The sequence below is a fragment of the Nitrobacter sp. genome, assembly GCF_051535215.1.
GTDB lineage: Bacteria > Pseudomonadota > Alphaproteobacteria > Rhizobiales > Xanthobacteraceae > Nitrobacter.
Window position 1 is genome coordinate 108,022 of the sequence record NZ_JBPPLY010000001.1, and the last position, 25,655, is coordinate 133,676.

The following is a 25,655-nucleotide window of genomic DNA, read 5'->3' on the forward strand; positions in this document are numbered from 1 at the left end:
GGCCAAGCCCGCGAAACAGGCTAACCCTGTTCGGAAGCGGCCGGCTTGGCGCCACCCTTCGCAACACCCACCAGCGCCGGGCGCAACACACGCTCGCCGATCATGTAGCCGGCCTGAATAACCTGCGCGATCGTACCGGCGGGAACCGACGAATCGGGAACTTCGTACATCGCCTGGTGAACATTCGGATCGAACTTTTCGCCGGCCGGATCGAACTTCCTCACGCCGTGCTTCTCCAGCGCGTTGTGCAGCGAACGCTCGGTCAGCTCGACGCCCTCGATCAGAGATTTCAGCCCGGGTTCGGCCGCGGCGCGCGCCTCGGCCGGCACCGCATCGAGCGCGCGTTGCAGATTGTCGGCAATGTCCAGCACATCACGGGCGAACCCCGATATGGCATAAGCTCGCGCGTCCGACACCTCCCGCGCGGTGCGCTTGCGCAGATTTTCCATCTCCGCCAGCGTGCGCAGCATCCGGTCCTTCGCTTCTGCGGCTTCCTTGGTCAGCGCGTCCAGCGACCCTTCCTCGGGATCGTCGGGCATGATGTACGGCTTGGATACCACCGGCTCGGCCTCCGGAGCGGGATCGCCGGAATTGTTTGTTTTGCCGTCGGAATCGGTCATCACGCAGCCTTCTCGCAAATGGTCTCGAACGAATGGATGGTCCGTGCGGGATATCGTGGTTCAGGCGTAAAAATCAAGCGCAGGCGGGGGACCGGCGAGGACTCAGCCGCCGAGCATCCGGCTGACGATGCGGGCGGCATAGTCGACCATCGGGATCACCCGGGCGTAATTCAGCCGGGTCGGTCCGATCACGCCGAGGACGCCGACGATATGGCCGGCGCCGTCGCTGTAGGGCGCGATGATCGTCGAGGACCCCGACAACGAGAACAGCTTGTTTTCCGAACCGATGAAGATGCGGACCCCATCGGCGCGTTCGGCGCGGCCGAGCAAGTCGATCACGCCGCGTTTGGTTTCGAGGTCGTCGAACAACAACCGCACCCGCTCGAGGTCTTCCATCGCGTGCAAGTCCTCCAGCAGATTGGCGTGGCCACGCACGATCAGTTGCCGGTCATCGCTGTCGCCGCCCGACCAGCTCGCAATCCCGGCCGCAATGATCTTCTGGGTGAGCTGATCGAGTTCGGCCTTGCTCTGCGTCAGTGCGGTCTCGAGTTCGAGACGCGCTTCGGCAAGCGTTCGGCCGCGGATTCGCGCATTGAGAAAATTCGACGCTTCGGTCAGCGCGGACGCCGGAACGCCGGACGCCAGCGTCAGCACGCGATTTTCAACCTGCCCGTCCTCGGCGACGAGCACCACCAGCGCCTTCTCCGGCTCCAGCCTGACAAATTCGATGTGCTTCAGACGCACGTTGGATTTGGCCGTCAGAACCACCGCCGCCGCGCGCGTCAGTCCCGACAGCTGCGTCAAGGCTTCGCCGAGCGCGGCTTCGACCGACTGCGCCTTGCCGACCGCCGCGAGCTGGGTCTGGATCGACTGGCGCTCCGCTTCGGTGAGGTCGCCGACCTGCATCAGGGCATCGACAAAGAACCGCAGGCCGAGTTCGGTCGGCAAGCGTCCGGCCGAAGTATGCGGTGCATAGATCAGCCCAAGCTGTTCGAGATCCGACATCACGTTGCGAACCGATGCCGGCGACAGTGGCACCGCGATCAGGCGGGAAATGTTGCGCGAGCCTACGGGCTCGCCGGTCGCGAGATAGCTCTCGACAATCTGACGAAAAATGTCGCGTGACCGCTCGTTCAACTGGGCAAGCCCGGCATTCGGTGCAATCAGGCCAATCGATTCGTGATGGACCAACACTATCTCCCGCGCATCATGGCTGCCTCTAATTTGTCCCCCGGAGGCATCGGCTGCAAGCAGCTTTGCAACAATCGATGCTCAAGCCTTGCCGTTGCGGCTTCGCGCCCCTAAAAGCACCGGCGAAAGCATCGATTTTCACGAGATAGCTGGAGAGTTTCCCATGCGGCCGAGCCGCCGTGCACCCGATGAACTGCGCGCCGTGTCGCTCGAGCGCGGTGTTGTCAAATACGCCGAGGGCTCCTGCCTGGTGAAATTCGGCGATACCCACGTGCTGGTGACCGCGACGCTGGAGGAGCGGCTGCCGCCGTGGCTCAAGGGCCAGGGGCGCGGCTGGGTCACGGCCGAATACGGAATGCTGCCGCGCGCCACGCTGGAGCGGACCCGGCGCGAGGCCTCCGCCGGCAAGCAAGGCGGCCGGACTGTGGAAATCCAGCGCCTGATCGGCCGCTCGCTGCGTGCCGCAGTCGACCTCGAGGCGCTCGGCGAACGCCAGATCACGATCGATTGTGATGTCATACAGGCCGACGGCGGCACGCGCACCGCCTCGATCACCGGCGCATGGGTCGCGCTGGCCGACTGCGTCGGCTGGATGAAGGCCCGCAACATGCTCAAGACAGGCGTGCTCCGCGACAACGTCGCGGCGGTCTCATGCGGCATCTATAACGGCACGCCCGTCCTCGACCTCGACTATGCGGAGGATTCGGAAGCCGATACCGACGCCAACTTCGTCATGACCGGCGACGGACGAATCATCGAGGTGCAGGGAACCGCCGAGAAGACCCCGTTCTCGGGGGATGAGTTCCTCGCGCTGATGGCACTCGCAAAAAAAGGGGTCGCGCGGCTGGTGGATTTGCAGAAAATGGCGGTGGCGTGATTCGCGCTTCGCTTGCGCAATAGTCACAGGATGGCCATGCATCGTCGGATAACCGGCAAGCTCGTGATCGCCACCCACAATCCCGGCAAGCTCGCCGAGATGCGCGAATTGCTCGCGCCCTACGGCGTCGAGGCGGTCTCGGCCGGCGAACTCGGTCTCGGCGAGCCCGAGGAAACCGGCGACGACTTCCGCGCCAATGCCCGGATCAAGGCCATCGCTGCGGCGAGACGCGCGAAGATTCCGGCCTTTGCCGATGATTCCGGGCTTGTCGTCGACGCGCTCGATGGCGCGCCGGGCATCCACTCCGCGCGCTGGGCCGGCAAACCTGCGGATTTTTCCGCGGCGATGGGGCGGATCGAGCGGTTGTTGCAGGAGCGCGGCGCGACCACGCCGGAGAAGCGCCGGGCTCACTTCGTATCGGCATTGTGCGTCGCATGGCCCGACGACCATCTCGAGGAGGTCGAAGCCCGCGTGGACGGCACGCTGGTCTGGCCGCCGCGCGGCACGGCGGGTTTCGGTTACGATCCGACGTTCCTGCCGGACGGTCACGCCCGCACCTTTGGCGAAATGACCAGCACCGAGAAGCACGGACTGCCGCCTGTCGGCCTCGGCCTGTCGCATCGCGCCCGCGCATTCGCGAAGCTTGCGGAGATTGCACTTTGATCGCCGCTGACACGAAGCCCGCTTTCGGCGTCTACGTGCACTGGCCGTTCTGCCTGTCGAAGTGTCCGTATTGCGACTTCAACAGCCACGTCCGGCACGCGCCGATCGATGAAGAACGCTTCGTGCAGGCATTCGTGCGCGAGATCGAAACCACCGCCGCCCGCGCACCCGGCCGCGACGTGTCCTCGATCTTCCTCGGCGGCGGCACGCCGTCCTTGATGCAGCCGCAGACCGTCGGCGCCATCCTCGACGCAATCGGAAAGCATTGGGACGTTGCTGATGACGTCGAGGTCACGCTGGAGGCCAATCCCACCAGCGTCGAAGCCACGCGGTTCCGTGGCTATCGCGCCGCCGGCGTCAACCGCGTCTCGCTCGGCGTGCAGGCGCTCGACGATTCCTCGCTGAAAGCTCTCGGACGGCTGCACACCGCCCGCGAGGCGCTTGAGGCAGTGGCGATCGCGCGCTCGGTGTTCGACCGCTATTCCTTCGATCTGATCTATGCGCGCCCCGACCAGACGCCTGACATGTGGGCGGAGGAATTGCAGCGCGCGATCGCGGAAGCCGCCGAGCATCTGTCGCTCTATCAATTGACCATCGAGGAAGGCACGCCGTTTTTCGGCATGCACGCCACCGGCAAACTCAGGACGCCGGATGAAGCGGTCGCGCGCGCGCTGTATGACATCACGCAGGAGATCTGCGCGCATCATGGCCTGCCGGCCTACGAGATTTCCAACCACGCGCGGTGCGGCGCGGAATGCCGGCACAACCTGGTCTACTGGCGCGGGCAGGAATATGCGGGCATCGGCCCAGGGGCCCACGGACGTCTCGATATCGACGGCCACAGGCACGCCATCGCCACGGAAAAGCGGCCGGAGGCCTGGCTCATGCGGGTCGAGGCAATCGGCAACGGGATCGTCGCCGACGATATCCTGAACAGCGAAGAGCGCGCCGACGAGTTCCTGCTGATGGGGCTGCGGTTGCGCGAGGGCATCGATCCGGAGCGCTACACGGCGCTGTCGGGCCGGCCCCTCGATCCGCGGCGAATCGCCATTTTGCGCGAGGAAGGCGCAATCGCGATCAGCCCCGACGGCCGTTTGCGGGTCACGCAGGATGGCTTTCCGCTGCTCGATGCGGTGGTGGCCGATCTCGCCGCCTGATTCCGGCAGCCAAGGGGGCCACTAAGGGATGCCGGCAAAGAGATCAGGCGCCAAAGCTCTTGGGCGATCCGGCAACCGCTTGGCCACCACCGGACGCGACACGCATGACGGCGAGGCCGCGTTGGTTGGTGCCGTCGGAACGGAATCGAAACAGGCCGTCGATGCCGGCAAAGCCCGACGGGTTTGTCAGCGTCTCCGCCGCGAAGCGCTGCGCGCCCTGGGTTCGCCCGAGGGCCGCGACCAGCGCAACCGCGTCATAGGCAAGGGTCGCCGTGCGCACCGGCTCGCCGCCGAACTTGGCGCGATAACGGCCGGCGAAGGCGCGGAAGCCGGACGGATCGGGAGCCGCATAGAGACCGCCTTGCAGCGCCGCGCTGGCGGATACGCGTGGATTGTCCCACAGGCCGGTGCCGAGAAGCTGGACATTGCGCAGGTTGGCGCCCGCCGCCGTGAGCGCGTCGGCAACCGAGACCACCGCATCGCCATCATCGGCGATGAGCAAAGCATCGGCCGAGCGAAGCGACTGCGCCACGTTTTTCGCCGCGCCGGCGCGATCCGCGCCATATTTCTCGAATGCGACGATACGCCCGCCGTGCCGGCCGACCGTCTGCTTGAAGGCGACCTCCACCACGTTGCCGTAGGCGTTTTCGGGCACCATGGCGGCAAACGAGCGCTTTCCGACGCTCGCGGCATATTCGACGATCCGGTTCACATCGGATTCGGGAAGAAAGCTCAGGAGATAGACGCCCCGGCCCGCAACGCTTGAATCGGTCGAGAACGCGATCACCGAGATGCCGCGCGTCCGCGCCGCCTGCGCAGTCGCCGGAACGGACGCTGCAAACAGCGGACCGAGGATGATTTCGGCGCCTTCATCGAGGGCTTGTTGCGCACCCTGCTGCGCGCCTTGCGCCGAACCGGCGTCGTCCTTGACCAGCAACTGGATATTCGGATTCTGAAACTCCGAAAGCGCCATTTCGGCGGCGTTCTTCATCGACTGCGCCGCAATGCTGGCATTGCCGGCAGCCGACAACGGGAGGATCAGTCCCACCTTGACCTGGCCAGCCCCGATGGTAGCGCCCTGCTGAGGCGGCGCGGCCGGCGAAGGTTGCGTCGACGAACCGATCAGCGATTGCTGGACACCCGAGCACGCCCCGAGCAAGGGCGCGCCAATGACAAAACCCAATGCCGCCCGGCGGGTCGTGCCCGGACGTTCGGGTTTCGGTTTGAACGGGTCCGCCATTATCATCCTTGCCATGAACTCGTCCGCACAGGCCGAGCGCAATCTCCCGAGGGAATCAGGCATATTGCTGACGAATAATTACCTGAACAAAGGGATCGTGTCCCGCCTCGACTCGGCGCCGTACCCAACCTTGTGGACGGCGGAACCCGCCGACTTCTCGGAAATAACGTGAAATCGAATCCCTTCTCGCGCCCCTGGGCAGTTCTGGCCTTCTATTGGAGTCAAAGTACACGGCTTTCGTACTGACGGATTTTCTCGGCGCGGTATCCACTTCGCCCGAAAACGCTATAGAGTGCCGCGCTATGCGCGCAAAATCAGCCCCGCTGAAACCGGACGCCGAAACTCCCGGTATCCGGACCTTTTCTATCGCGGGTCATCAACTGGTCGCACCGAAGACTGCGCCGGGCCTTCATCTGGTCGCTACGCCGATCGGCAATCTCGGCGACATCACCCTGCGGGCACTCGAGACACTCGCCGGTGTCGATATCATCGCATGCGAGGACACCCGCATCACGCGCCGTCTCACCGAACGCTTCGCGATCACAGCCGTACTCAAGCCGTATCACGACCATAACGCTGCGACCGCCCGTCCGAAAATTCTGGAGCAGCTTGCGGCTGGGGCCTCGATCGCGCTGGTCTCCGATGCCGGAACGCCGCTGATTTCCGACCCCGGATTCAAGCTGGTCCGCGAGGTCTCTGCCGCGGGCCATCGGGTCGTTGCGTTGCCCGGACCCTCGTCGGTGCTGGCTGCGCTCGCGGTCGCCGCGCTGCCGACGGACCGGTTCTACTTCGAAGGATTTTTGCCGGCAAAGGAGGCCGCACGCCGCACGCGCCTTGCCGAGCTTGCAAGGATCGATGCTACGCTGGTCATGTTTGAATCCGGCAGCCGCATCCGGGAATCCTTGCGCGATCTCGCAACCATCCTCGAACGTCGCGACGCCGCGATCTGTCGCGAACTGACGAAACTGCACGAGGATATCCGCCGCGCACCCCTCGGAGAACTCGCGGAAGCCGCAGAGACGCTGGAAACGCGGGGGGAATTTGTGCTGGTGGTCGGCCCGCCTCCGGCTGACGCAGGCATGATGTCATCCGAAGATCTGGACGAACTGTTGCTGACTTCGCTGAAGCAAAGCAGCCTCAAGGACAGCGTCGCGCGGGCAGTCGAAATGTCGGGCCGCCCGCGTCGCGAAGTCTATGCCCGCGCGCTTGAACTCGCCGGACAAGGCCGGGCCAGGGGCGCCAATGACCGCAGGTAGGGACGATTCCCTCGACCGCGCGAAGACAGTAGCGCCGGAGCGGGTCGCGGCCTTCCATACGGGCCTTTCGGCGGAGAATCGCGCCGCCGCTTTTCTGATGGCCAAAGGCTACCGGATTCTGGCGCGGCGGTTTCGCACGCCGCATGGCGAGATCGACATCGTGGCACGGCGGCGACAGCTTCTCGCCTTCGTCGAGGTCAAGGCCCGCCGCAGCCTCGATGAAGCCGCCTATGCGGTGACGCCACGGCAACAACTTCGGATCATCGCCGCGGCGCAAGGCTGGCTGATGGCACATCCCGAACATGCAGCTTTCGAGCTTCGTTTCGACGCCATGCTGATTGCGCCACGACGATTGCCGCGCCATTTGCCAGGTGCATTCGACGCCAGTACATAGCCTGAGGCGCTTACGCGTCTCCGGTTGAATCAACGGACGAGCACCATGAAATTGAAAGTCGCCGTTCAGATGGATCCCATCGCGCGCATCAACGTGCGCGGCGATTCGACGTTCGCCCTGTTGCTGGAGGCGCAGAGACGCGGCCACACGATCTCGTATTACACGCCGAACAGGCTGTCCCTGCGCGGCAAGGACGTGGTTGCGCCGGTCCAGCTGCTGACCGTGCGCGATCAGGACGGCGATCATTTTACGCTCGGCGATGCGACACGCACGCATATGGAATCATTCGACGTCGTGTTGCTGCGACAGGATCCACCGTTCGATCTCGCCTACATCACGAGTACTCATTTGCTCGAGCGCATCCATCCGAAGACGCTGGTGGTGAACGATCCCGCAAGCGTGCGCGACGCGCCGGAAAAGCTGTTCGTGATGGATTTTCCCGAACTGATGCCGCCGACATTGATCTCGCGCGATCTCGACGAGATCAATTCGTTTCGCGCCGAGCACGGCGCGGTGGTGATGAAACCGCTGCATGGTCATGGCGGAGCCGCGGTGTTTCGCGTGATGCCGCAGGACATGAATTTCGGGTCGCTGTTCGACATGTTCTCGGTGACGTTCCGCGAGCCATGGGTAATCCAGCGTTTTCTGCCGGAGGTCAAACAGGGCGACAAGCGCATCATCCTCGTGGACGGCGAATTCGCCGGCGCCATCAATCGCGTTCCGGCCGCGGATGATCTGCGCTCCAACATGGTTCGCGGCGGCGCCGCCAGAGCCACCGACCTGACACCCCGCGAGCGCGAGATCTGCGAGCGCATCGGCCCCTCGCTGCGCGAACGCGGACTGCTGTTCGTTGGCATCGACGTCATCGACGGCAATCTCACCGAAATTAATGTCACCTCCCCCACCGGCATCCGCGCGATCGCCACCTTCGGAGGGCCGGATGTGGCTGCCCGAATCTGGGACCGGATCGAGGCGAAACGAGCCTAGTGCCTTTCGCTTCTGATGGAATCAGCAAGCTCCAGGATCTGATTGACGCGTTTTCTTCACGCGAACCGATATCCACTTCGGTCGAAAACGCTCGAGACACCATCCCAGGCCTGCCAGCGCACGGCGGAACCGGTTTTAGGAGCAGACCACGCTCAAGGAGAGTGCTTGCCATCCGGAACTTTGTTCTCTCAATGTTCTTGTGCTCGGGAGGGTTGTAAGCTAATCTCGCATAGGCAGAGGGGGCGGCCATGGTTCAGCGGGTATCCACCGTCGCATTTGAGGGCATCGAGGCGCGCGCGGTCGACGTGCAGGTGCAGGTCGCGCCGGGTCTGCCCGCCTTCAACATCGTCGGCCTGCCGGATAAGGCGGTGTCGGAGGCTCGGGAGCGTGTGCGGGCCGCCCTGATCGCTTCAGGTTTGGCGCTGCCGGCTCGCCGAATCACCGTCAACCTCGCCCCCGCCGATCTCCCGAAGGAAGGCAGCCACTACGATCTGCCGATCGCGCTCGGCCTGATGGCGGCGATCGGCGCCATTCCCTCCGACGCCCTGTCCGGATTTTCGGTGCTCGGCGAACTCGGCCTGGACGGTTCGATCGCGGCCGTCGCAGGCGTTCTTCCGGCCGCGATCGGAGCGAACGGCCGCGACGAGGGGCTGATCTGCCCGGCAGCCTGCGGCGCGGAGGCGGCCTGGGCGAGCCCGGACATCCAGATCATCGCCGCAAGCTCGCTGATTCAGATCGCAAATCATTTCAAGGGAACTCAGGTTCTGTCCCGGCCACAGCCCCGGATTCGCGAAACTCAAAATGTTGCTCTCGACCTTCGTGACATCAAGGGCCAGGAGAGCGCCAAGCGAGCGCTCGAAATCGCAGCCGCCGGCGGGCATCATCTCCTCATGGTTGGCTCACCCGGCAGCGGCAAATCGATGCTCGCGGCGCGCCTGCCCTCGATCCTTCCACCGCTGTCGCCGGCCGAACTGCTGGAAGTGTCGATGATCGCGTCGGTGGCCGGCGAAATCGACGGTGGGGCCCTCACCTCGCGCCGGCCCTTTCGCGCCCCGCATCACTCCGCCAGCATGGCCGCGCTGACGGGCGGCGGTACGCGCGCCAAGCCCGGAGAAATCTCTCTGGCGCATAATGGCGTGCTGTTTCTGGACGAACTGCCGGAGTTCGATCCGCGCGTGCTGGATTCCCTCCGGCAGCCACTGGAGAACGGCGAGATCGCGGTCTCCCGTGCCAACCATCGCGTGACCTATCCCGCGCGTTTCATGCTGGTGGCCGCGATGAACCCTTGCCGCTGCGGCCACGCCTTCGAGCCTGGTTACGCCTGCAAGCGCGGTCGCATCGACCGCTGCACCGCGGACTATCAGATGCGCATTTCCGGGCCTCTGCTGGACCGAATCGATCTGCGGATCGAGGTCCCGGCCGTGACAGCCTCTGATCTCATTCTGCCACCCGCCTCGGAAGGGTCGACCGAAGTAGGGGCCCGTGTCGCCGCGGCCCGCGACATTCAGGCGGCGCGCTATGCCGCGCTCGGACTTCCGAATGTCCGCACCAATGCCGAAGCGCCGGCGGCCGCGCTGGAAGACATCGCGCAACCCGATGCACAGGGGCTGAAGCTGCTGCGCGACGCCGCCGAAAGCATGCGTCTGTCGGCGCGCGGTTATCACCGGGTGCTGCGCGTCGCCCGCACGCTCGCTGACCTCGGCGGTGCCGATAAAATCGGTCGGCTGCATATCGCCGAAGCGTTGTCCTATCGAGCGCTCGCGGAGGACCTCAGGCGGGCGGCCTGACCAGCGTTCACTTCCATCGGCAAAGCGGAGACCGTCAATAAGACGTTCTTAACCCTGTTCGCATCGGACAGGGATTTTTGCTCGGTTCCTCAAACACTTCGCAACACCGTTCCCCCATGCTGCGGCGCATTGCGTACGCTCCTGCGGCGGATTCCGCCCTCGGACGAAAATGCCGGACACAGACGAACTCGGGTGAGCGATGATGGCGCGATTGTTCTGGCTCAAGGCGCGTCTGCGCCGCCTGGTCCGGCGACATCCCCGACTTAGCTTTGTCTTTCGGACCTTCACGACCTTTTCGATCACGTTCGGAGGCGCCTACGGCTTCATAAGCGGCGCCAGAAGTGCAGATTACGACCCTAATACCTTCGCAGTCGGCGTGAGTTTTCTTTTCGCGATGGCCTGCGTCGGGCTGGCAGTTCTCAGCATGCGCCTGCGCTGGATGCGGAAAAAGCTTCGCAAGGTCGCTCTTCACAACGAGGCACTTGCGGACCGGAACTGGGAGTTGAAGGAAGCAGAGGAACGGGCGCGCAGCCTTTTCGAATCGCAGGGCGACCTGATCGTCCTGCGCGATTCGGACGGCGTTATCACCTCGGTCAACGACGCCTATTGTGTTCTGGCTCAGCGCTCCAGGGCCGAGTTGCTCGGCAGCCGGTTCGCGCTCCCCGTTCTTGAGCAAGGCGAGAGCACGCTTGAAACGAACGGCACGCGAATCCACGATCAGCGTGTCGAAACCGCGCTTGGCCCGCGCTGGATTGCGTGGCGCGAAGGGCTGGTCCGGATCGACGCCAACCATCCGGCGGAACTGCAATGCGTCGGCCGCGACGTCACCAGTCGCATGGAGACCGGGCGCGCGCTTGCTGAAGCACGCGATAACGCGGACGCGGCCAACCGGGCCAAGTCGCGTTTCCTGGCAATGACCTCGCATGAGTTTCGCACGCCGCTGAACGGCATCATCGGCATGAGCGGATTGCTGCTCGACACCCCTCTCACGCCCGAACAGACGACATATGCCAGAGCGGTCAAGGCGTCCGGCGACGCACTGCTGTCGCTGATCGAGGAATTGCTCGACTATTCCAAGATCGAAGCCGGCAAGATCGAACTCGAAAGCCGTCCTTTCGTCCTGCCCGACCTGGTCGAGGATGTCACCGAACTGCTCGCGCCCCGCGCGCAGGCGCGGCAACTCGAGATCGCCGCCTATATCGACGACAGGCTGCCGATCGAAGTGATCGGAGATGCGGCGCGGTTGCGCCAAGTGCTGCTCAATCTTGCGGGAAACGCCGTCAAGTTCACGCCATCCGGCGGCGTCGCGCTGATCGTCGAGCCCGGCGGGCGGGCGGGAGACATCCGTTTCATGGTCCAGGATACCGGAATCGGCATAACACCGGATGCGCAGGCGCGAATTTTCCGCGAATTCGAGCAGGCCGACGAACAGATCGCGCGCCACTACGGCGGCACGGGACTGGGATTGAGCATCAGTGATCGCATCGTCAAGCGGATGGGCGGGCGCATCGCCCTCGAAAGCAGGCCGGGCGCCGGTTCGGCATTCGAGGTCTCGATACCCCTCACCGCTCATGACGGCGCCCCGGAGCGAAAGCCGTTCGCTCCGCCGGATCTCACTGGTCAGCCGATCCTGCTTGTGTCCCCTCAAACGATCGAAGCGTCCCTGTTGGCCCGGCAGCTGGAGCGATGGGGGGCCGAGACCTGCACAGTATCGGAGATCGCCGCTGCCCACGCGCGGCTTGCCGAGCGGCCGTGGCACGCGGTGTTCGTGGATCATGCCATGGGGGCGGAGAATGTCTGGCTGTTCGGTCAGGCTGCATCCTCGCACGCGCCGCGACGAATCGTCATGGTCACGCCGTCGACGCGACACGATCTTCAAACATCCGGCGCAGCCGCGTTCACGGGCTATCTGGTCAAGCCTCTGCGAGCTGCGTCGATCGCAGCGCGGCTGACGGCGCCGCCCAATGGCTCGACCGCGCAGCGGACGAGCGACCGCCATAACGACTGCGAGACGATCGGCGAGTCAGGGACACCCGCCACGGCGCCTGCGCAAAGTCTTTCGATTCTCGTGGCGGAGGATAACGAGATCAACGCGTTGTTGGTACGCTCGCTCCTGACCCGGCTCGGGCACGACGTGACCGTCGCCGCAAACGGCGAGGAAGCGCTTGAATCGTGGGTCGTCGCCGAAACAGCTGATACGCCCTACGATCTGGTGCTGATGGACGTCCAGATGCCGAAGCTCGACGGCATCGAGACCACGCGGAAAATCCGTGAACGGGAAGCCGTTCGTCACGCCCACCGCACCGCCATTCTGGCGCTCACGGCCAACACGCTGACTGAAGACCGTCAGGCCTGCCTGGAGGCCGGCATGGATGGCTTTCTCGTCAAACCGCTCGATCGGGACAAGCTGGTTGACGCGCTTGCGAGGCTGCTGGCGTCGCGCCACCTCGCGGCGTGAGGGGTCCGTGCCGTTGATCCGGTCCTGTTTTTGATTGAGATGATCTTGTCCGAAAACCAGTTCGCACCCCGGATCAAGTCCAGGGCAGGCATTTTCGGGATCATGCTCTGAAAATCGTCGCATTTTCTTACGGCGAGCCGGTATCCACTTCGCCGGAAAATGCCCTAAAGCCGCCTCAACGCGACCTGCTCGACGACGTGGTCGGCTCCCTTTTTGAGAATCAAGGTCGCGCGCGGCCGTGTCGGCAGGATGTTGTCCTCGAGGTTTGCGCGATTGGTGCGTTCCCAGATCGCGATGGCCGTTGCGGTCGCCTCATCGTCCGACAGCAGCGCGTAGCGATGAAAATAGGAGCGCGGGTCATGGAAGGCAGTGTCCCGCAGCGCCAGGAAACGCTTGACATACCAGTCCCGTAACACCGGTTCCTCGGCGTCAAGATAGACCGAGAAGTCGAAGAAATCGGAGACAACCGGGACGGCCCTGCCGTCACGCGGCAGCGGACCGGTCTGCAGCACGTTGACGCCTTCAACGATCAGGATATCGGGCTGACTGACCTCGGTCCAACTATCTGGCACGATGTCATACGTCAGATGCGAGTAAACCGGCGCCCGCACCGGCGTGCGGCCCGCCTTAATGTCGCTGAGAAATCCCAGCAGCATCGGCAGATTGTAGCTTTCCGGAAAACCCTTTTTCTGCATCAGGCCATGTCGCTCGAGCACGGCGTTCGGAAACAGAAATCCGTCGGTGGTGACGAGTTCGACCTTGGGACGTGGCGACCATCGCGCGAGCAGCGCCTGCAGCACGCGGGCCGTGGTCGATTTCCCGACCGCGACCGATCCCGCCACGCCGATGATATACGGCACCTTACGGTCGTGGATGCCGAGAAACTGCCGCTGGGCGACGAAGAGCCGCTGCATCGATGTTACATAGATCGACAGCAGCCTCGACAGAGGAAGATAGATTTCCTCGACCTCGACGAGATCGAGGCGGTCATGCATCGACCGTAATGCCGCGATTTCATTCGCGCCCAGTGTCATCGGCATGTCGTGCCGCAGCTTCGCCCACTCGGCGCGGGAAAAAATCCGATACGGATTATATTGCTGCTGCTCTGGCCGCGAATCCATGAAGCTCGCCCCGGGGCTACTCGCGATTGCGTGCAGCCTTTTCTTCGAGTCCCGACATTCTCGTGCGCTGCGCCAGGGCATCTTCGATGTCCTGGAATTTCACGCCGCGAGCTTTCAACAGCACAAGGAAGTGGAACATCGCGTCGGCGCCTTCAGCGATCAGGTGATTACGGTCGTTTTCAACCGCAGCGATCACCGTCTCGACGGCTTCCTCGCCGAATTTCTTGGCGCAATGCTCGGGGCCCTTGTCGAGCAGCTTTCGCGTGTAGGACGCCTCGCCACCAGATGCAGCGCGGGCGTCGATCGTGGCAGCAAGATCATGGATCGTGAAACGCGACATCTGTCCTACTCGTCTAACCGCCCACACCCTGGAGCGCGATAATCCCCGAATACCTCAGTCCGATCAGGCTGCATTGAATCAGATCAGGCCCTGTTTTTTGATCGAGCACGATCTATTGCGAAAACCGTTTTCACCCCGGATCAGGTCCTGGGCAGGCTTTTCGGGATCATGCTCTAGCACTTCCGCGATCCGGAGTCGTCAGGGATCGAGCCGCATCGGCAACCCGGCGCGGGCCATATGATCCTTGGCTTGGCGAATGGTAAATTCCCCGAAGTGAAAGATCGACGCGGCAAGAACCGCCGTCGCATGGCCTTCGCGAATTCCGTCGACCAGGTGGTCGAGATGACCCACGCCGCCGGACGCGATCACGGGCACGGAAACGCTGTCGGCCACCAGGCGCGTCAGCGGCAGATCGAAGCCTTGACGAGTGCCGTCGCGATCCATCGACGTCAGCAGGATCTCGCCGGCGCCGAGCGACACCACCTCCTGAGCATATTCGATCGCATCGATGCCGGTGGATTTGCGGCCGCCATGCGTAAAGATTTCCCAGCGATCCGTACCGCCCGCTTTCGACACCCGCTTGGCGTCGATCGCGACTACGATGCACTGGTCGCCGAACTTCTCCGCGGCTTCCCTGACGAACTCGCGCCGGCTCACCGCCGCGCTGTTGATCGAAACCTTGTCCGCACCGGAGCGCAGCAAGACACGGATGTCATCGATAGTGCGAACGCCGCCGCCGACCGTCACCGGCATGAAGCAAGCCTCCGCCGTGCGTCGGACCACATCCAGCATGATGCCGCGATTCTCGTGCGTCGCGGTGATGTCGAGAAAGGTGAGTTCGTCGGCACCGGCGGCATCGTATGCGACTGCGGCTTCCACCGGGTCGCCGGCGTCGCGCAGGTCCACGAAGTTGACGCCCTTGACGACGCGGCCATCCTTCACGTCGAGGCAGGGTATGACACGGACCTTGAACATCGCGCGCAAATACTCTCAGGCTGCCGCCCGCGCGGCGCGGATCAGCGCCAGCGCCTCAGCGGGATCGAGCCGGCCATCATAGAGCGCGCGACCGGCGATGGCGCCCGCGAGCTTCTTCGCGCGCGGCGCGAGCAACGCCTTCACATCCGCGATCGAGGCGAAGCCGCCGGACGCAATCACCGGAATTGAAATGCTCTCGGCAAGCGCGATGGTGGCGTCGAGGTTGAGGCCCTTCAGCAAACCATCGCGCGCGATATCGGTAAAGATGATCGCCGCGATGCCCGCGTCTTCGAACCGCCGCGCGATGTCGAGCGCGGTCACTTCAGACGTTTCGGCCCAGCCTTCCACCGCGACTTTGCCGTCACGCGCATCGAGACCGACCGCGACGCGCCCCGGAAATGACTTCGCGGCCTGCTTGACCAGAACCGGATCGCGTACCGCGGCGGTGCCGATGATGACGCGCGCGATGCCCTTGCCGAGCCAGGCTTCGATTGTCTTCAGATCACGGATGCCGCCGCCGAGCTGCACCGGCATGGTGACGGCCTGCAGCATCCGCTCAACCGCCTCCGCATTGACCGGTTTGCCGGCGAACGCGCCGTCGAGATCGACCACGTGCAGATATTCGAAGCCTTGCGAGGCGAAGGCGCGCGCCTGCTCGGCAGGATCGAGATTGAACACGGTGGCCCGCGTCATATCGCCCTGCTCGAGGCGAACGCATTGGCCGTTCTTCAGGTCGATGGCGGGAAAAAGAATCACGGCTTCCACTTCAGAAAATTCGAAATTAGCGCAAGCCCGAACCGCTGGCTCTTCTCCGGATGGAACTGGGTGCCGATCGCGGTGTCCCTGCCGATAACAGCCGTCACCGGGCCGCCGTAATCGGCACGCGCCAGCACGTCGGCCTCGTTGAGGGCGTTCAGGTGATAGGAATGCACGAAATAGGCGTGACGTCCTTTCGGCCCCAGCGGGAGGCCATCGAGCACCGGATGCTCATGTACCGGATCGAGTGTATTCCAGCCCATATGCGGAATCTTCAGGCTCTCGTCGCGCGGCGAAATCTTTTCGACGTCGCCCGCGATCCAGTCGAGGCCGTCGGTCGTGACATGCTCCCTGCCCCGCGTCGCCATCAGTTGCATCCCGACGCAAATGCCCAGGAATGGACGGGCCTTGTCGCGCACGACCTCCGTCAAAGCCTGGACCATGCCATCGAGCGCATCGAGTCCCCTGCGGCAATCGGCGAATGCGCCGACGCCGGGAAGCACCACGCGATCGGCCCGGAACACCATGTCCGGATCACGCGTCACCACGATCTTTTGCAAACCCTCAATGCCGCGCGCCGCGCATTCGAACGCCTTCGCAGCCGAATGAAGATTGCCGGAGCCATAATCGATGATCGCTGCGGTCACCTCGGCATCCCGGGTTGCGGAAACAGGCCGACAATGTCGCCACGCGGCAACGGCAGCGGCTGGCCACGGGTCGGCGGGGGCGCCCCGCGATCGACGGCCAACGGATCGAAGTCCACCCCTCGCATCGCGGTCCAGCGATCGAAAAACCGCCGCTCGGCGGCCTCACGGTCATCTGCGACAATGACCCCGAGCTGACGCCACTTGCGCCGCGACAGCGTCCAGCGCCGCAGGCTCGCCGCTTCCAGTCCCATCAGCACGGCGATGACGGCCATCACCGCGAAGCGTATTCCCCCGCCGGCACGCAGCAGCGTCATCACGACTTCGAGCAGGATCGACAGGACCATATATCCGGCGAGCGCCAGCCAGAGCCTTTGATAAAGCAACCACAACGGACCGAACACGAAGGCCCAGAACGAAAAGCCGTCACGAACGAACACGAACTGATCCGTGGTGCCGCGCACGTCCGTCCCCTCGGCAGGCGGCGCATGGACTGTATAGACCGGCATCTGCACTCTCCGTCGACGACAGGACAATCACCCGCCAAGCTGACCCTTTGTGGACGGCACTTCGCCCGCGGCGCGCGGATCGATCGCCACCGCTGCGCGAAGCGCCCGCGCCAGACCCTTGAAGCAGGATTCGGCGATATGATGACTGTTCTCGCCATATAGGGTCTCGACGTGCAAAGTCACGCCGGCATTGACCGCAAAGGCATTGAACCATTCGCGCACCAGCTCGGTGTCGAATGCGCCTATCTTGTCGCGCGGAAATTCGACCCTGAAGACCAGCATCGGGCGCCCCGAAATGTCGATCACAACACGGGACAGCGTCTCGTCCATGGGCATATGAACACCGGCATAGCGGGTGATGCCGGCCATGGTGCCGAGCGCCTGCTTCACCGCCTGCCCCAGCGCGATGCCGACATCTTCGGTGGTGTGGTGGTGGTCGACATGGAGGTCGCCGTCGGCCTTGACGGTGATGTCGATGCGCGAGTGGCGGGCGAGCAGATCCAGCATATGGTCGAAAAAGCCGATGCCGGTCGCAACGTCGGACACGCCGGAGCCGTCGAGGTTCACCGCGACCTCGATGTCGGTTTCCTTGGTTTTGCGCTTGATGGTCGCCGTGCGCATGAAATGAGCTCTCCGCGTCGCATAGGATCCGCCAAAAGGCGCTCAGGATCATAGGGATCCTGAAAGGGGCCCTTTTAACAGGCTCATGCTCCCTTCGCTACTGCGAGACGACGCCTTTTGCGGGAGTTCTTCGCACTATGGTGACCGGATTCCGCGACTTCGAACGCCGATTGAAACGCCGCGCCGCAATGTCTAAGTCTGGCGGATTACGAAGGGGTTCAGATGCAAGCATCACAGCCGGAGGTGTGGCACGGCACCACGATTCTGACGGTCCGCAAGGGCGGCAAGGTCGTCATCGGCGGAGACGGCCAGGTCTCGATCGGACAGACCGTCATCAAATCCAATGCGAAAAAGGTCCGGAAACTTGGCAAGGGCGACGTGATCGGCGGGTTCGCCGGCGCCACCGCCGACGCCTTCACGCTGTTCGAGCGGCTGGAAAGCAAGCTCGAGCAATATCCCGGCCAGCTCACCCGCGCCGCGGTCGAACTCGCCAAGGACTGGCGCACCGACCGTTATCTGAGGCGGCTCGAAGCCATGATGCTCGTCGCAGACAAGGACGTGTCGTTGGTCCTGACTGGCACCGGTGACGTGCTCGAACCCGAGGCCGGCGTGATGGCCATCGGCTCCGGCGGAAACTATGCACTGTCCGCCGCGCGGGCGTTGATCGATTCCGACAAGGACGCGGAAACGATCGTCCGCCGCTCGCTCGATATCGCCGCCGACATCTGCGTTTATACCAACCGAAACCTGACCATCGAGACGCTGTCCACGGATTGAGAGATGCCGAGCTTCCACATTCCGCCCGCTACCCCCACCGCTCGATGATGCGCGACGTATGAGCGCTTTGACTGGTCAAACCGATCCCTTGCCGTCAACGAGCCTCTCGATCGGCAAAGGGATTGCAATCGCGCTCAGCCTGGTCCTGCTGCAAGGTGCAATTCTCTATGCCATGGGCCGCATCCCGATCTGCACCTGCGGTTACGTCAAGTTCTGGCACGGCGTTGTGCAGAGCTCCGAAAATTCGCAGCATCTCACCGACTGGTACACATTCTCCCACATCATCCACGGATTTCTGTTTTACGGCGCGACGTGGCTGATCCTGCCACGCGCTCCGTGGATTACCCGTCTGCTGATCGCGATAACGATCGAAGGCGCATGGGAGATCGTCGAGAATTCGCCCTGGATCATCGATCGCTATCGCGCCGCGACGATTTCACTGGACTACTACGGCGACAGCATCGTCAATTCTTTATCCGACACTCTGGCCATGATCGCGGGATTCGTGCTTGCGCGCAAACTGCCGATTGCCTTGACGATCCTACTGGCAGTCGCGTTTGAAGTGCTGGTGGGACTGCATATCCGCGACAACCTGACACTCAACGTCATCATGCTGATTCACCCATTCGAAGCCATCCGGCACTGGCAGGCCGGACCGCCCATCATTTGACCGCTTGTCTCCGCAACGATCCAACCTATCTTCGAGATCATGATGCACTTCTCTCCTCGCGAAATCGTTTCCGAACTCGACCGTTTCATCGTCGGCCAGACCGACGCCAAGCGCGCCGTCTCCATAGCCTTGCGCAATCGCTGGCGGCGCCAGCAGTTGACCGGACCGCTGCGCGAGGAAGTGCTGCCGAAAAACATCCTGATGATCGGCCCGACCGGCGTCGGCAAGACCGAGATCGCGCGGCGTCTGGCCAAGCTGGCGAACGCACCGTTCCTCAAGGTCGAAGCGACGAAGTTCACCGAAGTCGGATATGTCGGACGCGACGTCGAACAGATCGTTCGCGACCTCGTGGAGGTTGCGATCAACCAGACCCGCGAGCGCAAGCGCAAGGACGTTCAGGCGCGCGCCCAGCTTGCCGCCGAAGAACGCGTGCTCGACGCGCTCGTGGGAGCTAATTCCAGCGCTGCCACCCGCGATTCCTTTCGCAAGAAGCTGCGGGCCGGCGAGCTCAACGACAAGGAAATCGAGATCGAGACGCAATCCTCCGGCGGTGCACCGATGTTCGAGATTCCGGGAATGCCCGGCGCGCAGGTGGGCGCGATCTCGATCGGCGATATTTTCGGCAAGATGGGCGGGCGAACCAAGACCCGCCGGCTGTCCGTGGAAGATTCCCATGAAATCCTGGTCAATGAGGAATCCGACAAGCTTCTCGACAGCGACCAGCTTACCCAGGAGGCGGTCGCCGCCGTTGAGAACAACGGCATCGTGTTTCTCGACGAGATCGACAAGATCTGCGTGCGGGACGGCCGCAGCGGGGGCGACGTGTCGCGCGAAGGCGTACAGCGCGACCTGCTGCCGCTGATCGAGGGAACGACGGTCTCCACCAAGCACGGCGCGGTCAAGACCGACCACATCCTGTTCATCGCCTCGGGCGCGTTTCACATCGCCAAGCCGTCGGACCTGCTGCCCGAATTGCAGGGCCGGCTGCCGATCCGCGTCGAACTGGATGCTCTGACGCGCGACGACATGCGGCGCATCCTGACCGAACCGGAGGCCTCGCTTCTCAAGCAGTATATCGCGTTGATGCAGACCGAAGGGGTCACGCTCGACTTCTCCGACGACGCCATCGATGCGCTTGCGGATATTGCGGTCGCTGTGAATTCCACGGTCGAGAATATCGGCGCGCGACGGCTGCAGACGGTGATGGAGCGGGTGCTCGACGATGTTTCGTTCTCGGCGCCCGATCGAAATGGAGAGACGGTTCGTATCGACGCCGCATACGTTCAGAAGCACGTCGGCGATCTGGCCAAGAACGCCGATCTGAGCAGATTCATTCTCTAGAGTCTGATTCAACTGCGGTGAACCAGACTCTAGCCATATCTTTTTGATCGAGCATGATCTTATCCGAAAACCGGTTTCCACTTTTCGGGATCATGCTCTAAAACTCCGCGCCCGTCGCAAGCGGACGTAAAGCGCGCCCTCGCCGCCATGACCGACATGCGCCTCGTCGAAGCCGACGACCAGCGAGCGGAATTCCGGTAGCGCGAGCCATTGCGGGACCTGCCGCCGAAGCACGCCGCGTCCGGAGTCCGGATCGGCGGCGCGGCCCTTGCCGGTGATGACGAGCACGAAGGTCAGACCATCGCCTGAGGCGCTCTGCAGAAAACGCAGCAGGGCGCGGTGCGCCCGTGTCTGCGTCATGCCGTGCAGGTCGATCCGGGCGTCGATGTCTTTCCGTCCCCGCGACAGTTGCGATCGCTCGCGGCGGGTGAGCGGCGTCTGTGGCTGAGCTTTGGTCTTTTTGCCTTTCGCGACATCGGGTGCCGCCGGTCTTTGCGCGGAAGCGGACGCTGTCGTGATGCCTGATGTCTCGCGCAGCGCCACGGAAGCTCCAGCCGGCCGAGAGCGTTTGCGTAACGGTTTCGCCTGCGCGGCGACGCTCTCCCACAACTGACGTTCGGCATCGGTAAGAACGCGTTGGCGGCGCGGTCGTGTAGGGGTATCCGGCGAGGGGCGTTTCATCGGATCGGGCGATGCCAACGCCGGCGGTGATGACGCGGCCGCTGACGATCGGATCTGACTTCGGGCCGCATCACCGGAGACGGAGCGGCTGCCGGGGACTCGGTTTTTGCCGCCGGCACGGCAGCAGCCCCAGCCGGCTTCGCGGCTGGGGACACGGGTGAGGATGTGGACTGCTGCGTGGCGGCCTTGAGGCCGTCCGGCTTCCGATCCTTCTGCGGAAACAGCTTTGCGATTCTTGCCGATGGCCGCTTTTCCGGAAGCGGCATGGTTCTGCCGCTCACCGCGGGATCGAGGCTATTCGGGACCAGCATCACGAAATGCATATTGTGGCGCAGGCGCCCCGATACGCGGCCTGCTTCCGGACCTGCTCCGAAGTAAAGGTCGGCGCGGGCCGGGCCGACGATTGCCGAGCCGGTATCCTGCGCAATCATCAGCCGATGAAAGGGGGTTTTCGCCTGTTCGGATTCGATCGGCAATTCGCCTTCGATGAAAAACGGCGTGCCGTAGACGTGCAGCGATTTATCGACGGCAATCGACCGGCCGGGCGCAAGCGGCACGCCCTGCGCGCCGACCGCCTCGTCATTGTCCGAGAGCTTCACCTCGTGGAAGAAGACATACGACCGGTTTTGGCGGCGCAACTCCCTGGCTCCATCCGGGTTTTCAGTCATCCACTGCCTGATTCGCTGCATCGACATCTGATCCTTCGGGATGATGTTGCGCTCGATCAGAATACGGCCGACGGCGGTATAGGGATATCCGTTATAGGAATCATAGTTGATGCGCAGCGTCGAGCCGTCCTCAAGACGAACGCGCGCCGAGCCCTGGATTTGCGTGAAGAGAAGATCGGTCTGGCTCTTGAGCCAGCAGATTTCAAGGCCGCGGCCCGCGATCGCGCCATCCTCGATTTCAGCGCGGTCATAGTAGGGGACAAGCTTTCGGCGGCCGATCTTGCGATATACGGGTCCGCTGTTCGGCAGGCTCGGCGCGCTCTGCGTGAACCCCCGGACGAAAAGATTCGAGGGACGCCGGTAAACCGGCACGGTGTAGACGTCCGTTCGGGTGCGCGACCCGTCGATGATCGGCTCGTAATAGCCCGTCACAAAACCGTCGGCTTCGCCGAGACGCGAAATCCGTACCGGCCGGAATCGGCTTTCGAAGAAGGCGCGGGCACTGGCATCTTTCGATATGTCGGCCATGGTCGCGGCGCGGCACGGCTCCCGCAACGACGCGCCCAGCGCTTTCTGACCGGCGGCCGGGGGCTGCCGCGCGGTTACCGCATGGCAACTCCTGCGAAAGGTCCTGAATGCTTCAAGATGATCGTCGTCTTTCCAGCCGGCGATGTCGCCCCATGCCGCCGGAATATATTGACCGCCGGCGATCTCGAGCGGCCAGACCGGATGACGAGGGACATGCCGGGCTTCAACCGCGGCAGGCGCAAGAACGGCGGCGATGCAAAATACGACCGCGCACCATTTCAACCGAGAAAGATCAGCCGGCGCTTCCGGTGCCAACCAGTTTCCAGTTCGGATCGCGCGAAGCGATATCGCGGGCAAACGTCCAAACATCGGTGATATCGGAAATCTTCTCAGGGTTTCCGTCGACAATTGCCCCCGACTTGTCGCGCGTGATCGAAATCATCTGCGAGATGAAGCGAACGGTCAGTTGCTCCGCGCCGTCGCGCAATTCCGCACCGATCAGTTCCACTTTGTCGATCGAAACAAACCGCGTTTCCGTCTGCTGTTCGAGCTTCTCCCGGTCCTTGATGGCGGCGTCAAAGCTTTCATAGACGTCCGTCGACAGCAAGTCCTTCAAGGTCCGGCGATCGCCGTTGGCGAACGCCAGCACAATCATTTCGTAGGCGCTGCGCGCGCCGCTGAGGAAATGCTTCGGATCGAAGGACGAATCCTGAGCCGCGATGGCCTCGAGCCCGAGGGCGAGGGGCGTGCCGGGCTCAGCCAGACTTTTCCAGCGCTCGGATGCAGACGTCACGTCGGGCGCGGGCCCCGACGGCGCCTGATCGATCACGGCGCCCGGTACCGGAACGACATTGTTGTCCTTCGTGCCATGCAGGACTTCGCGCGTCGCACGGTCGTAAGGCGGACGCTCACTTCCGGTGCGCTGTCCCAGGACGCTGCGCAGACGCAGGAAGATAAAAACCGCCAGCGCCAGAAAAATGATGGTGTAAATATCCACTTCGTCTTCACTTTCTGATCGGTCTGGTTCTCGTCCGGCGAACGAAGGTCCAGCGGGGGTCACAGGTTCGCATCAGACGGCGTCGATAATGTAGGTATGATATCCAATCCGGCCAAGGGCGCGTTTTAGCATAACGAACGTGATCGGGAGTTGTCTCCCTAACTGCCATCTCAAAAGAATGATAGCCCGTTTCCGATCAAAGGGGAAATCGGATTGCGGGAAGAAAACGCGTTCCTTCAACAGTTTAAGTCGCCAGGCCGTGCAACCTGCGGCATTTTTTCCGAAACCTCCGAGGCTAAACGTGATGAGTGACCTCCGCCAAGGACCGCCCGAGGGTCCCGCCGTCCTTGTGGACAGCGGCAGGCTTGTGATAGCCACTCGCGGCGGCGCGGCAATTTGCCCCTTCAAGCAAGCCAATCATTCCCCGACTTCGCTTGAACGTTTCAGGAGAGACATCCAATGACCAACGGCAACGGCACACCTCCCGAGGCGGGCCCTTCACCACAGTTGAATGTGCTGGCTCAATACACCAAGGATCTCTCTTTCGAGAATCCCAATGCGCCCGCCTCGCTTGCCCCGCAGCAATCGCCCCCTTCGATCAGCGTTCAAATCAATGTCGGCGCCACCAATGTCGCGGAAAACGACTACGAGGTGGTGCTCAAGGTCGAAGGTAAGGCCGAACATACCGGCAAGCTGATGTTCAGTTTCGAACTGGCCTATGCGGGCGTGTTCCGGATCGTCAACGTTCCCCAGGAAAACCTGCATCCGCTGGTCATGATCGAATGCCCGCGGCTGTTGTTCCCGTTCGCGCGCGAAATCGTTGCGACGGTGGTTCGCGAGGGGGGATTCCCGCCGCTGATGCTCGATCCGATCGATTTTGTGAGCCTGTACCGGCAAAACATGGAACGCCAGGCGGCGCAACAGCAGCAACAACAGCCAAGCTGAAGCTCCGATCTAGTTGATGGGTTTCCTGACGCGAACTGGTTTACACCCTCGGGCCCAAGCCCGAGGGCATGTTTCGCTCGAAACCGCCTAAGCTCTTCGGCTTGGTCCCGGCCTGCTTCAGGCCTCGTTCCCGACGAATTCCATCCAGATTGCCTTCCCGCCGAGCGTCGCGATGAAATCGCGATGCGCGATGCGGTCGGCATCGGTCACGCGGGGCGCCAGCGGCGCAGGGCGCTGGCGTCTCGGCATATCAAGGGTTCCGCCGCTCTGGCGGGACACTGATTCCACCAGGATCAATTGCGACTGCCGGGCGCCGATCAGATCGATATAGACTTCCGCAAGCAATTCCGCGTCGAGCAACGCCCCGTGTTTGGTCCGGCGACTGTTGTCGATGGCGTAACGCGAGCAGAGATCGTCGAGCCGGTTCGACACGCCGGGATGCTTCCGTCGCGCCAGCAGCAGCGTGTCCACCAGCCGGTCCCGCCCGATCGCCTCCCGTTTCAGGCGATCGAGTTCCGCATTGATGAAGCCGATATCGAACGAGGCGTTGTGGATGACGAGCGGCGCGTCGCCGACGAATTCCAGAAACTCATCCACGACCTGCGCGAACAGGGGCTTGTCTGCAAGAAACTCACTCGACAGGCCATGCACCGCGAACGCTTCCTGCGGCACGTCGCGTTCCGGATTGATATAGCGATGGAACGTCTGCCCTGTCGGCATGCGATTGAAAATTTCAACACACCCGATCTCGACTAGACGATCGCCGCGAAGCGGATCAAGACCCGTCGTTTCCGTATCGAGAACGATTTCGCGCATAATTTTTTCGGACTCGCGAATCAGGGACGCCGTCGCGGCATTTTAGCAGCTTGCGCCAGAATTTCCCGAATTCGCCCGCGCACATGGTCTATACCATGCGAGGTGTCCACTACGAAATCCGCCCGGCTGCGCTTTTCGGCGTCGGGTAACTGCCGGGCCAGGATCGTCGTCAGTTTGTCACCCGTCATGTTGCCTCTCGTCAGGATGCGCTCGCGTTGAACGTCGGGCGTCGTGGTGACGACGACGACCGCATCTACATGCTTATCGCCGCCGGTTTCGAACAGCAGCGGCACGTCCACCACCGCCACATCAGCGCCCGATCGCTCGGCCCGATCGAGAAACGTCTGGCGATACGCGTGCAGCATCGGATGCACGATCTGCTCAAGCTGCGTCATGGCGGCAGCGTCGTGCACAACCCTCGCCGACAACTTCTCCCGGTCGACCTTTCCGTTGACGGTTGTTCCGGGAAACGCCGCCTCGATGGCCGGTGCCGCCTCGCCTTCATAAATTTTGTGAACTGTCGCGTCGGCATCGTAAACCGGCACCCCGGCTTCCGAAAAAAGCCTGGCGGTGGTCGATTTCCCCATTCCGATCGATCCGGTCAGCCCGAGCACCAGCATATGCAAACATCCGACG

At 63.0% G+C, this 25,655-nt stretch carries 27 protein-coding genes; 12 read left to right on the plus strand and 15 right to left on the minus strand.

What is annotated here, in order from left to right; genetic code table 11:
* Positions 1-20 precede the first annotated feature (20 nt).
* Together grpE and hrcA are read right to left on the minus strand one after the other, a co-directional pair.
* Positions 21-620 (minus strand): nucleotide exchange factor GrpE, encoded by a 600-nt coding sequence (grpE, locus tag ACS3WB_RS00510; protein ID WP_438273661.1) that lies wholly within the window; start codon positions 618-620, stop codon positions 21-23.
* Between the two features lie 102 nt (positions 621-722).
* Positions 723-1,811 carry a heat-inducible transcriptional repressor HrcA gene (gene hrcA, locus ACS3WB_RS00515; protein ID WP_438273662.1) on the minus strand — a complete coding sequence of 363 codons (1,089 nt, stop codon included), beginning with the start codon at positions 1,809-1,811 and terminating at the stop codon, positions 723-725.
* A gap of 163 nt (positions 1,812-1,974) precedes the next feature.
* On the opposite strand from hrcA, the gene rph reads away from it, so the two are divergent.
* Genes rph through hemW form a run of 3 tightly spaced genes read left to right on the plus strand, consistent with a single transcriptional unit; the run spans position 1,975 to position 4,508 of the window.
* On the plus strand, positions 1,975-2,688 hold the full coding sequence (gene rph / locus ACS3WB_RS00520) for a ribonuclease PH (protein ID WP_319798371.1): 714 nt from the start codon (positions 1,975-1,977) through the stop codon (positions 2,686-2,688).
* Between the two features lie 36 nt (positions 2,689-2,724).
* Positions 2,725-3,351, plus strand: coding sequence for an RdgB/HAM1 family non-canonical purine NTP pyrophosphatase (rdgB, locus tag ACS3WB_RS00525; protein WP_438273663.1), 627 nt, complete (start codon positions 2,725-2,727; stop codon positions 3,349-3,351).
* Entirely contained in the window at positions 3,348-4,508 is a 1,161-nt protein-coding gene (gene hemW, locus ACS3WB_RS00530) for a radical SAM family heme chaperone HemW (protein ID WP_438273664.1), read from the plus strand. Before rdgB ends, hemW begins: the two co-directional genes overlap by 4 nt.
* 43 nt (positions 4,509-4,551) lie before the next feature.
* Here hemW and ACS3WB_RS00535 read toward each other — a convergent pair whose 3' ends face one another.
* Entirely contained in the window at positions 4,552-5,754 is a 1,203-nt protein-coding gene (locus ACS3WB_RS00535) for a penicillin-binding protein activator (RefSeq protein WP_438274014.1), read from the minus strand.
* Positions 5,755-6,050: 296 nt separating this feature from the next.
* Between ACS3WB_RS00535 and rsmI the strand changes: the two genes are divergently transcribed.
* The 5 genes from rsmI to ACS3WB_RS00560 all read left to right on the plus strand — a co-directional run bounded on the left by rsmI (position 6,051) and on the right by ACS3WB_RS00560 (position 12,630).
* Positions 6,051-7,004 (plus strand): 16S rRNA (cytidine(1402)-2'-O)-methyltransferase, encoded by a 954-nt coding sequence (gene rsmI / locus ACS3WB_RS00540; protein WP_438273665.1) that lies wholly within the window; start codon positions 6,051-6,053, stop codon positions 7,002-7,004.
* Positions 6,991-7,398 carry a YraN family protein gene (locus tag ACS3WB_RS00545; RefSeq protein WP_438273666.1) on the plus strand — a complete coding sequence of 136 codons (408 nt, stop codon included), beginning with the start codon at positions 6,991-6,993 and terminating at the stop codon, positions 7,396-7,398. Before rsmI ends, ACS3WB_RS00545 begins: the two co-directional genes overlap by 14 nt.
* A gap of 45 nt (positions 7,399-7,443) precedes the next feature.
* Positions 7,444-8,385, plus strand: a complete 942-nt coding sequence (gene gshB / locus ACS3WB_RS00550; RefSeq protein WP_438273667.1) for a glutathione synthase — start codon at positions 7,444-7,446, stop codon at positions 8,383-8,385.
* Between the two features lie 248 nt (positions 8,386-8,633).
* Positions 8,634-10,172 (plus strand): YifB family Mg chelatase-like AAA ATPase, encoded by a 1,539-nt coding sequence (locus ACS3WB_RS00555; RefSeq protein WP_438273668.1) that lies wholly within the window; start codon positions 8,634-8,636, stop codon positions 10,170-10,172.
* Between the two features lie 199 nt (positions 10,173-10,371).
* Complete coding sequence (locus ACS3WB_RS00560) at positions 10,372-12,630, plus strand: response regulator (RefSeq protein ID WP_438273669.1); 2,259 nt, start codon at positions 10,372-10,374, stop codon at positions 12,628-12,630.
* 164 nt (positions 12,631-12,794) lie between these two features.
* On the opposite strand, the gene coaA is transcribed toward ACS3WB_RS00560, so the two are convergent.
* From coaA to hisB, 7 genes are all read right to left on the minus strand, one after another.
* Entirely contained in the window at positions 12,795-13,751 is a 957-nt protein-coding gene (gene coaA / locus ACS3WB_RS00565) for a type I pantothenate kinase (RefSeq protein ID WP_438273670.1), read from the minus strand.
* A gap of 16 nt (positions 13,752-13,767) precedes the next feature.
* On the minus strand, positions 13,768-14,091 hold the full coding sequence (locus ACS3WB_RS00570) for a phosphoribosyl-ATP diphosphatase (protein WP_438273671.1): 324 nt from the start codon (positions 14,089-14,091) through the stop codon (positions 13,768-13,770).
* Between the two features lie 198 nt (positions 14,092-14,289).
* Positions 14,290-15,066, minus strand: coding sequence for an imidazole glycerol phosphate synthase subunit HisF (gene hisF, locus ACS3WB_RS00575; RefSeq protein WP_438273672.1), 777 nt, complete (start codon positions 15,064-15,066; stop codon positions 14,290-14,292).
* A gap of 15 nt (positions 15,067-15,081) precedes the next feature.
* Complete coding sequence (hisA, locus tag ACS3WB_RS00580; RefSeq protein WP_438273673.1) at positions 15,082-15,831, minus strand: 1-(5-phosphoribosyl)-5-[(5-phosphoribosylamino)methylideneamino]imidazole-4-carboxamide isomerase; 750 nt, start codon at positions 15,829-15,831, stop codon at positions 15,082-15,084.
* Positions 15,819-16,469 (minus strand): imidazole glycerol phosphate synthase subunit HisH, encoded by a 651-nt coding sequence (hisH, locus tag ACS3WB_RS00585; protein WP_438273674.1) that lies wholly within the window; start codon positions 16,467-16,469, stop codon positions 15,819-15,821. The genes hisA and hisH overlap by 13 nt, the downstream gene beginning before the upstream one ends.
* Positions 16,466-16,975 (minus strand): DUF2628 domain-containing protein, encoded by a 510-nt coding sequence (locus tag ACS3WB_RS00590; RefSeq protein WP_438273675.1) that lies wholly within the window; start codon positions 16,973-16,975, stop codon positions 16,466-16,468. Before ACS3WB_RS00590 ends, hisH begins: the two co-directional genes overlap by 4 nt.
* A 27-nt stretch (positions 16,976-17,002) precedes the next feature.
* Positions 17,003-17,596 carry an imidazoleglycerol-phosphate dehydratase HisB gene (gene hisB, locus ACS3WB_RS00595; RefSeq protein ID WP_438273676.1) on the minus strand — a complete coding sequence of 198 codons (594 nt, stop codon included), beginning with the start codon at positions 17,594-17,596 and terminating at the stop codon, positions 17,003-17,005.
* A 222-nt stretch (positions 17,597-17,818) separates the two neighbouring features.
* Between hisB and hslV the strand changes: the two genes are divergently transcribed.
* Genes hslV through hslU form a run of 3 tightly spaced genes read left to right on the plus strand, consistent with a single transcriptional unit; the run spans position 17,819 to position 20,384 of the window.
* The gene (hslV, locus tag ACS3WB_RS00600) at positions 17,819-18,373 is read left to right on the plus strand and encodes an ATP-dependent protease subunit HslV (protein ID WP_011508729.1); all 555 of its coding nucleotides are present in this window, start codon (positions 17,819-17,821) and stop codon (positions 18,371-18,373) included.
* Between the two features lie 58 nt (positions 18,374-18,431).
* Positions 18,432-19,043, plus strand: coding sequence for a DUF2585 domain-containing protein (locus ACS3WB_RS00605; protein WP_438273677.1), 612 nt, complete (start codon positions 18,432-18,434; stop codon positions 19,041-19,043).
* A gap of 39 nt (positions 19,044-19,082) precedes the next feature.
* Positions 19,083-20,384 (plus strand): ATP-dependent protease ATPase subunit HslU, encoded by a 1,302-nt coding sequence (hslU, locus tag ACS3WB_RS00610; protein WP_438273678.1) that lies wholly within the window; start codon positions 19,083-19,085, stop codon positions 20,382-20,384.
* Between the two features lie 90 nt (positions 20,385-20,474).
* Here hslU and ACS3WB_RS00615 read toward each other — a convergent pair whose 3' ends face one another.
* The 3 genes from ACS3WB_RS00615 to ACS3WB_RS00625 are packed head-to-tail and all read right to left on the minus strand — an operon-like array spanning position 20,475 to position 23,258.
* Positions 20,475-21,065: a Smr/MutS family protein gene (locus ACS3WB_RS00615; protein ID WP_438273679.1), complete on the minus strand. Its 591-nt coding sequence runs from the start codon at positions 21,063-21,065 to the stop codon at positions 20,475-20,477.
* Entirely contained in the window at positions 21,062-22,630 is a 1,569-nt protein-coding gene (mltA, locus tag ACS3WB_RS00620; RefSeq protein WP_438273680.1) for a murein transglycosylase A, read from the minus strand. Before mltA ends, ACS3WB_RS00615 begins: the two co-directional genes overlap by 4 nt.
* Positions 22,554-23,258, minus strand: coding sequence for a Tim44/TimA family putative adaptor protein (locus ACS3WB_RS00625; RefSeq protein ID WP_438273681.1), 705 nt, complete (start codon positions 23,256-23,258; stop codon positions 22,554-22,556). The genes mltA and ACS3WB_RS00625 overlap by 77 nt, the downstream gene beginning before the upstream one ends.
* 459 nt (positions 23,259-23,717) lie before the next feature.
* Between ACS3WB_RS00625 and secB the strand changes: the two genes are divergently transcribed.
* Positions 23,718-24,203 carry a protein-export chaperone SecB gene (secB, locus tag ACS3WB_RS00630; RefSeq protein WP_438273682.1) on the plus strand — a complete coding sequence of 162 codons (486 nt, stop codon included), beginning with the start codon at positions 23,718-23,720 and terminating at the stop codon, positions 24,201-24,203.
* A 117-nt stretch (positions 24,204-24,320) separates the two neighbouring features.
* On the opposite strand, the gene dnaQ is transcribed toward secB, so the two are convergent.
* Positions 24,321-25,019 carry a DNA polymerase III subunit epsilon gene (gene dnaQ, locus ACS3WB_RS00635; protein ID WP_438273683.1) on the minus strand — a complete coding sequence of 233 codons (699 nt, stop codon included), beginning with the start codon at positions 25,017-25,019 and terminating at the stop codon, positions 24,321-24,323.
* A 20-nt stretch (positions 25,020-25,039) separates the two neighbouring features.
* Complete coding sequence (gene coaE, locus ACS3WB_RS00640) at positions 25,040-25,639, minus strand: dephospho-CoA kinase (protein WP_438273684.1); 600 nt, start codon at positions 25,637-25,639, stop codon at positions 25,040-25,042.
* Positions 25,640-25,655 lie beyond the last annotated feature (16 nt).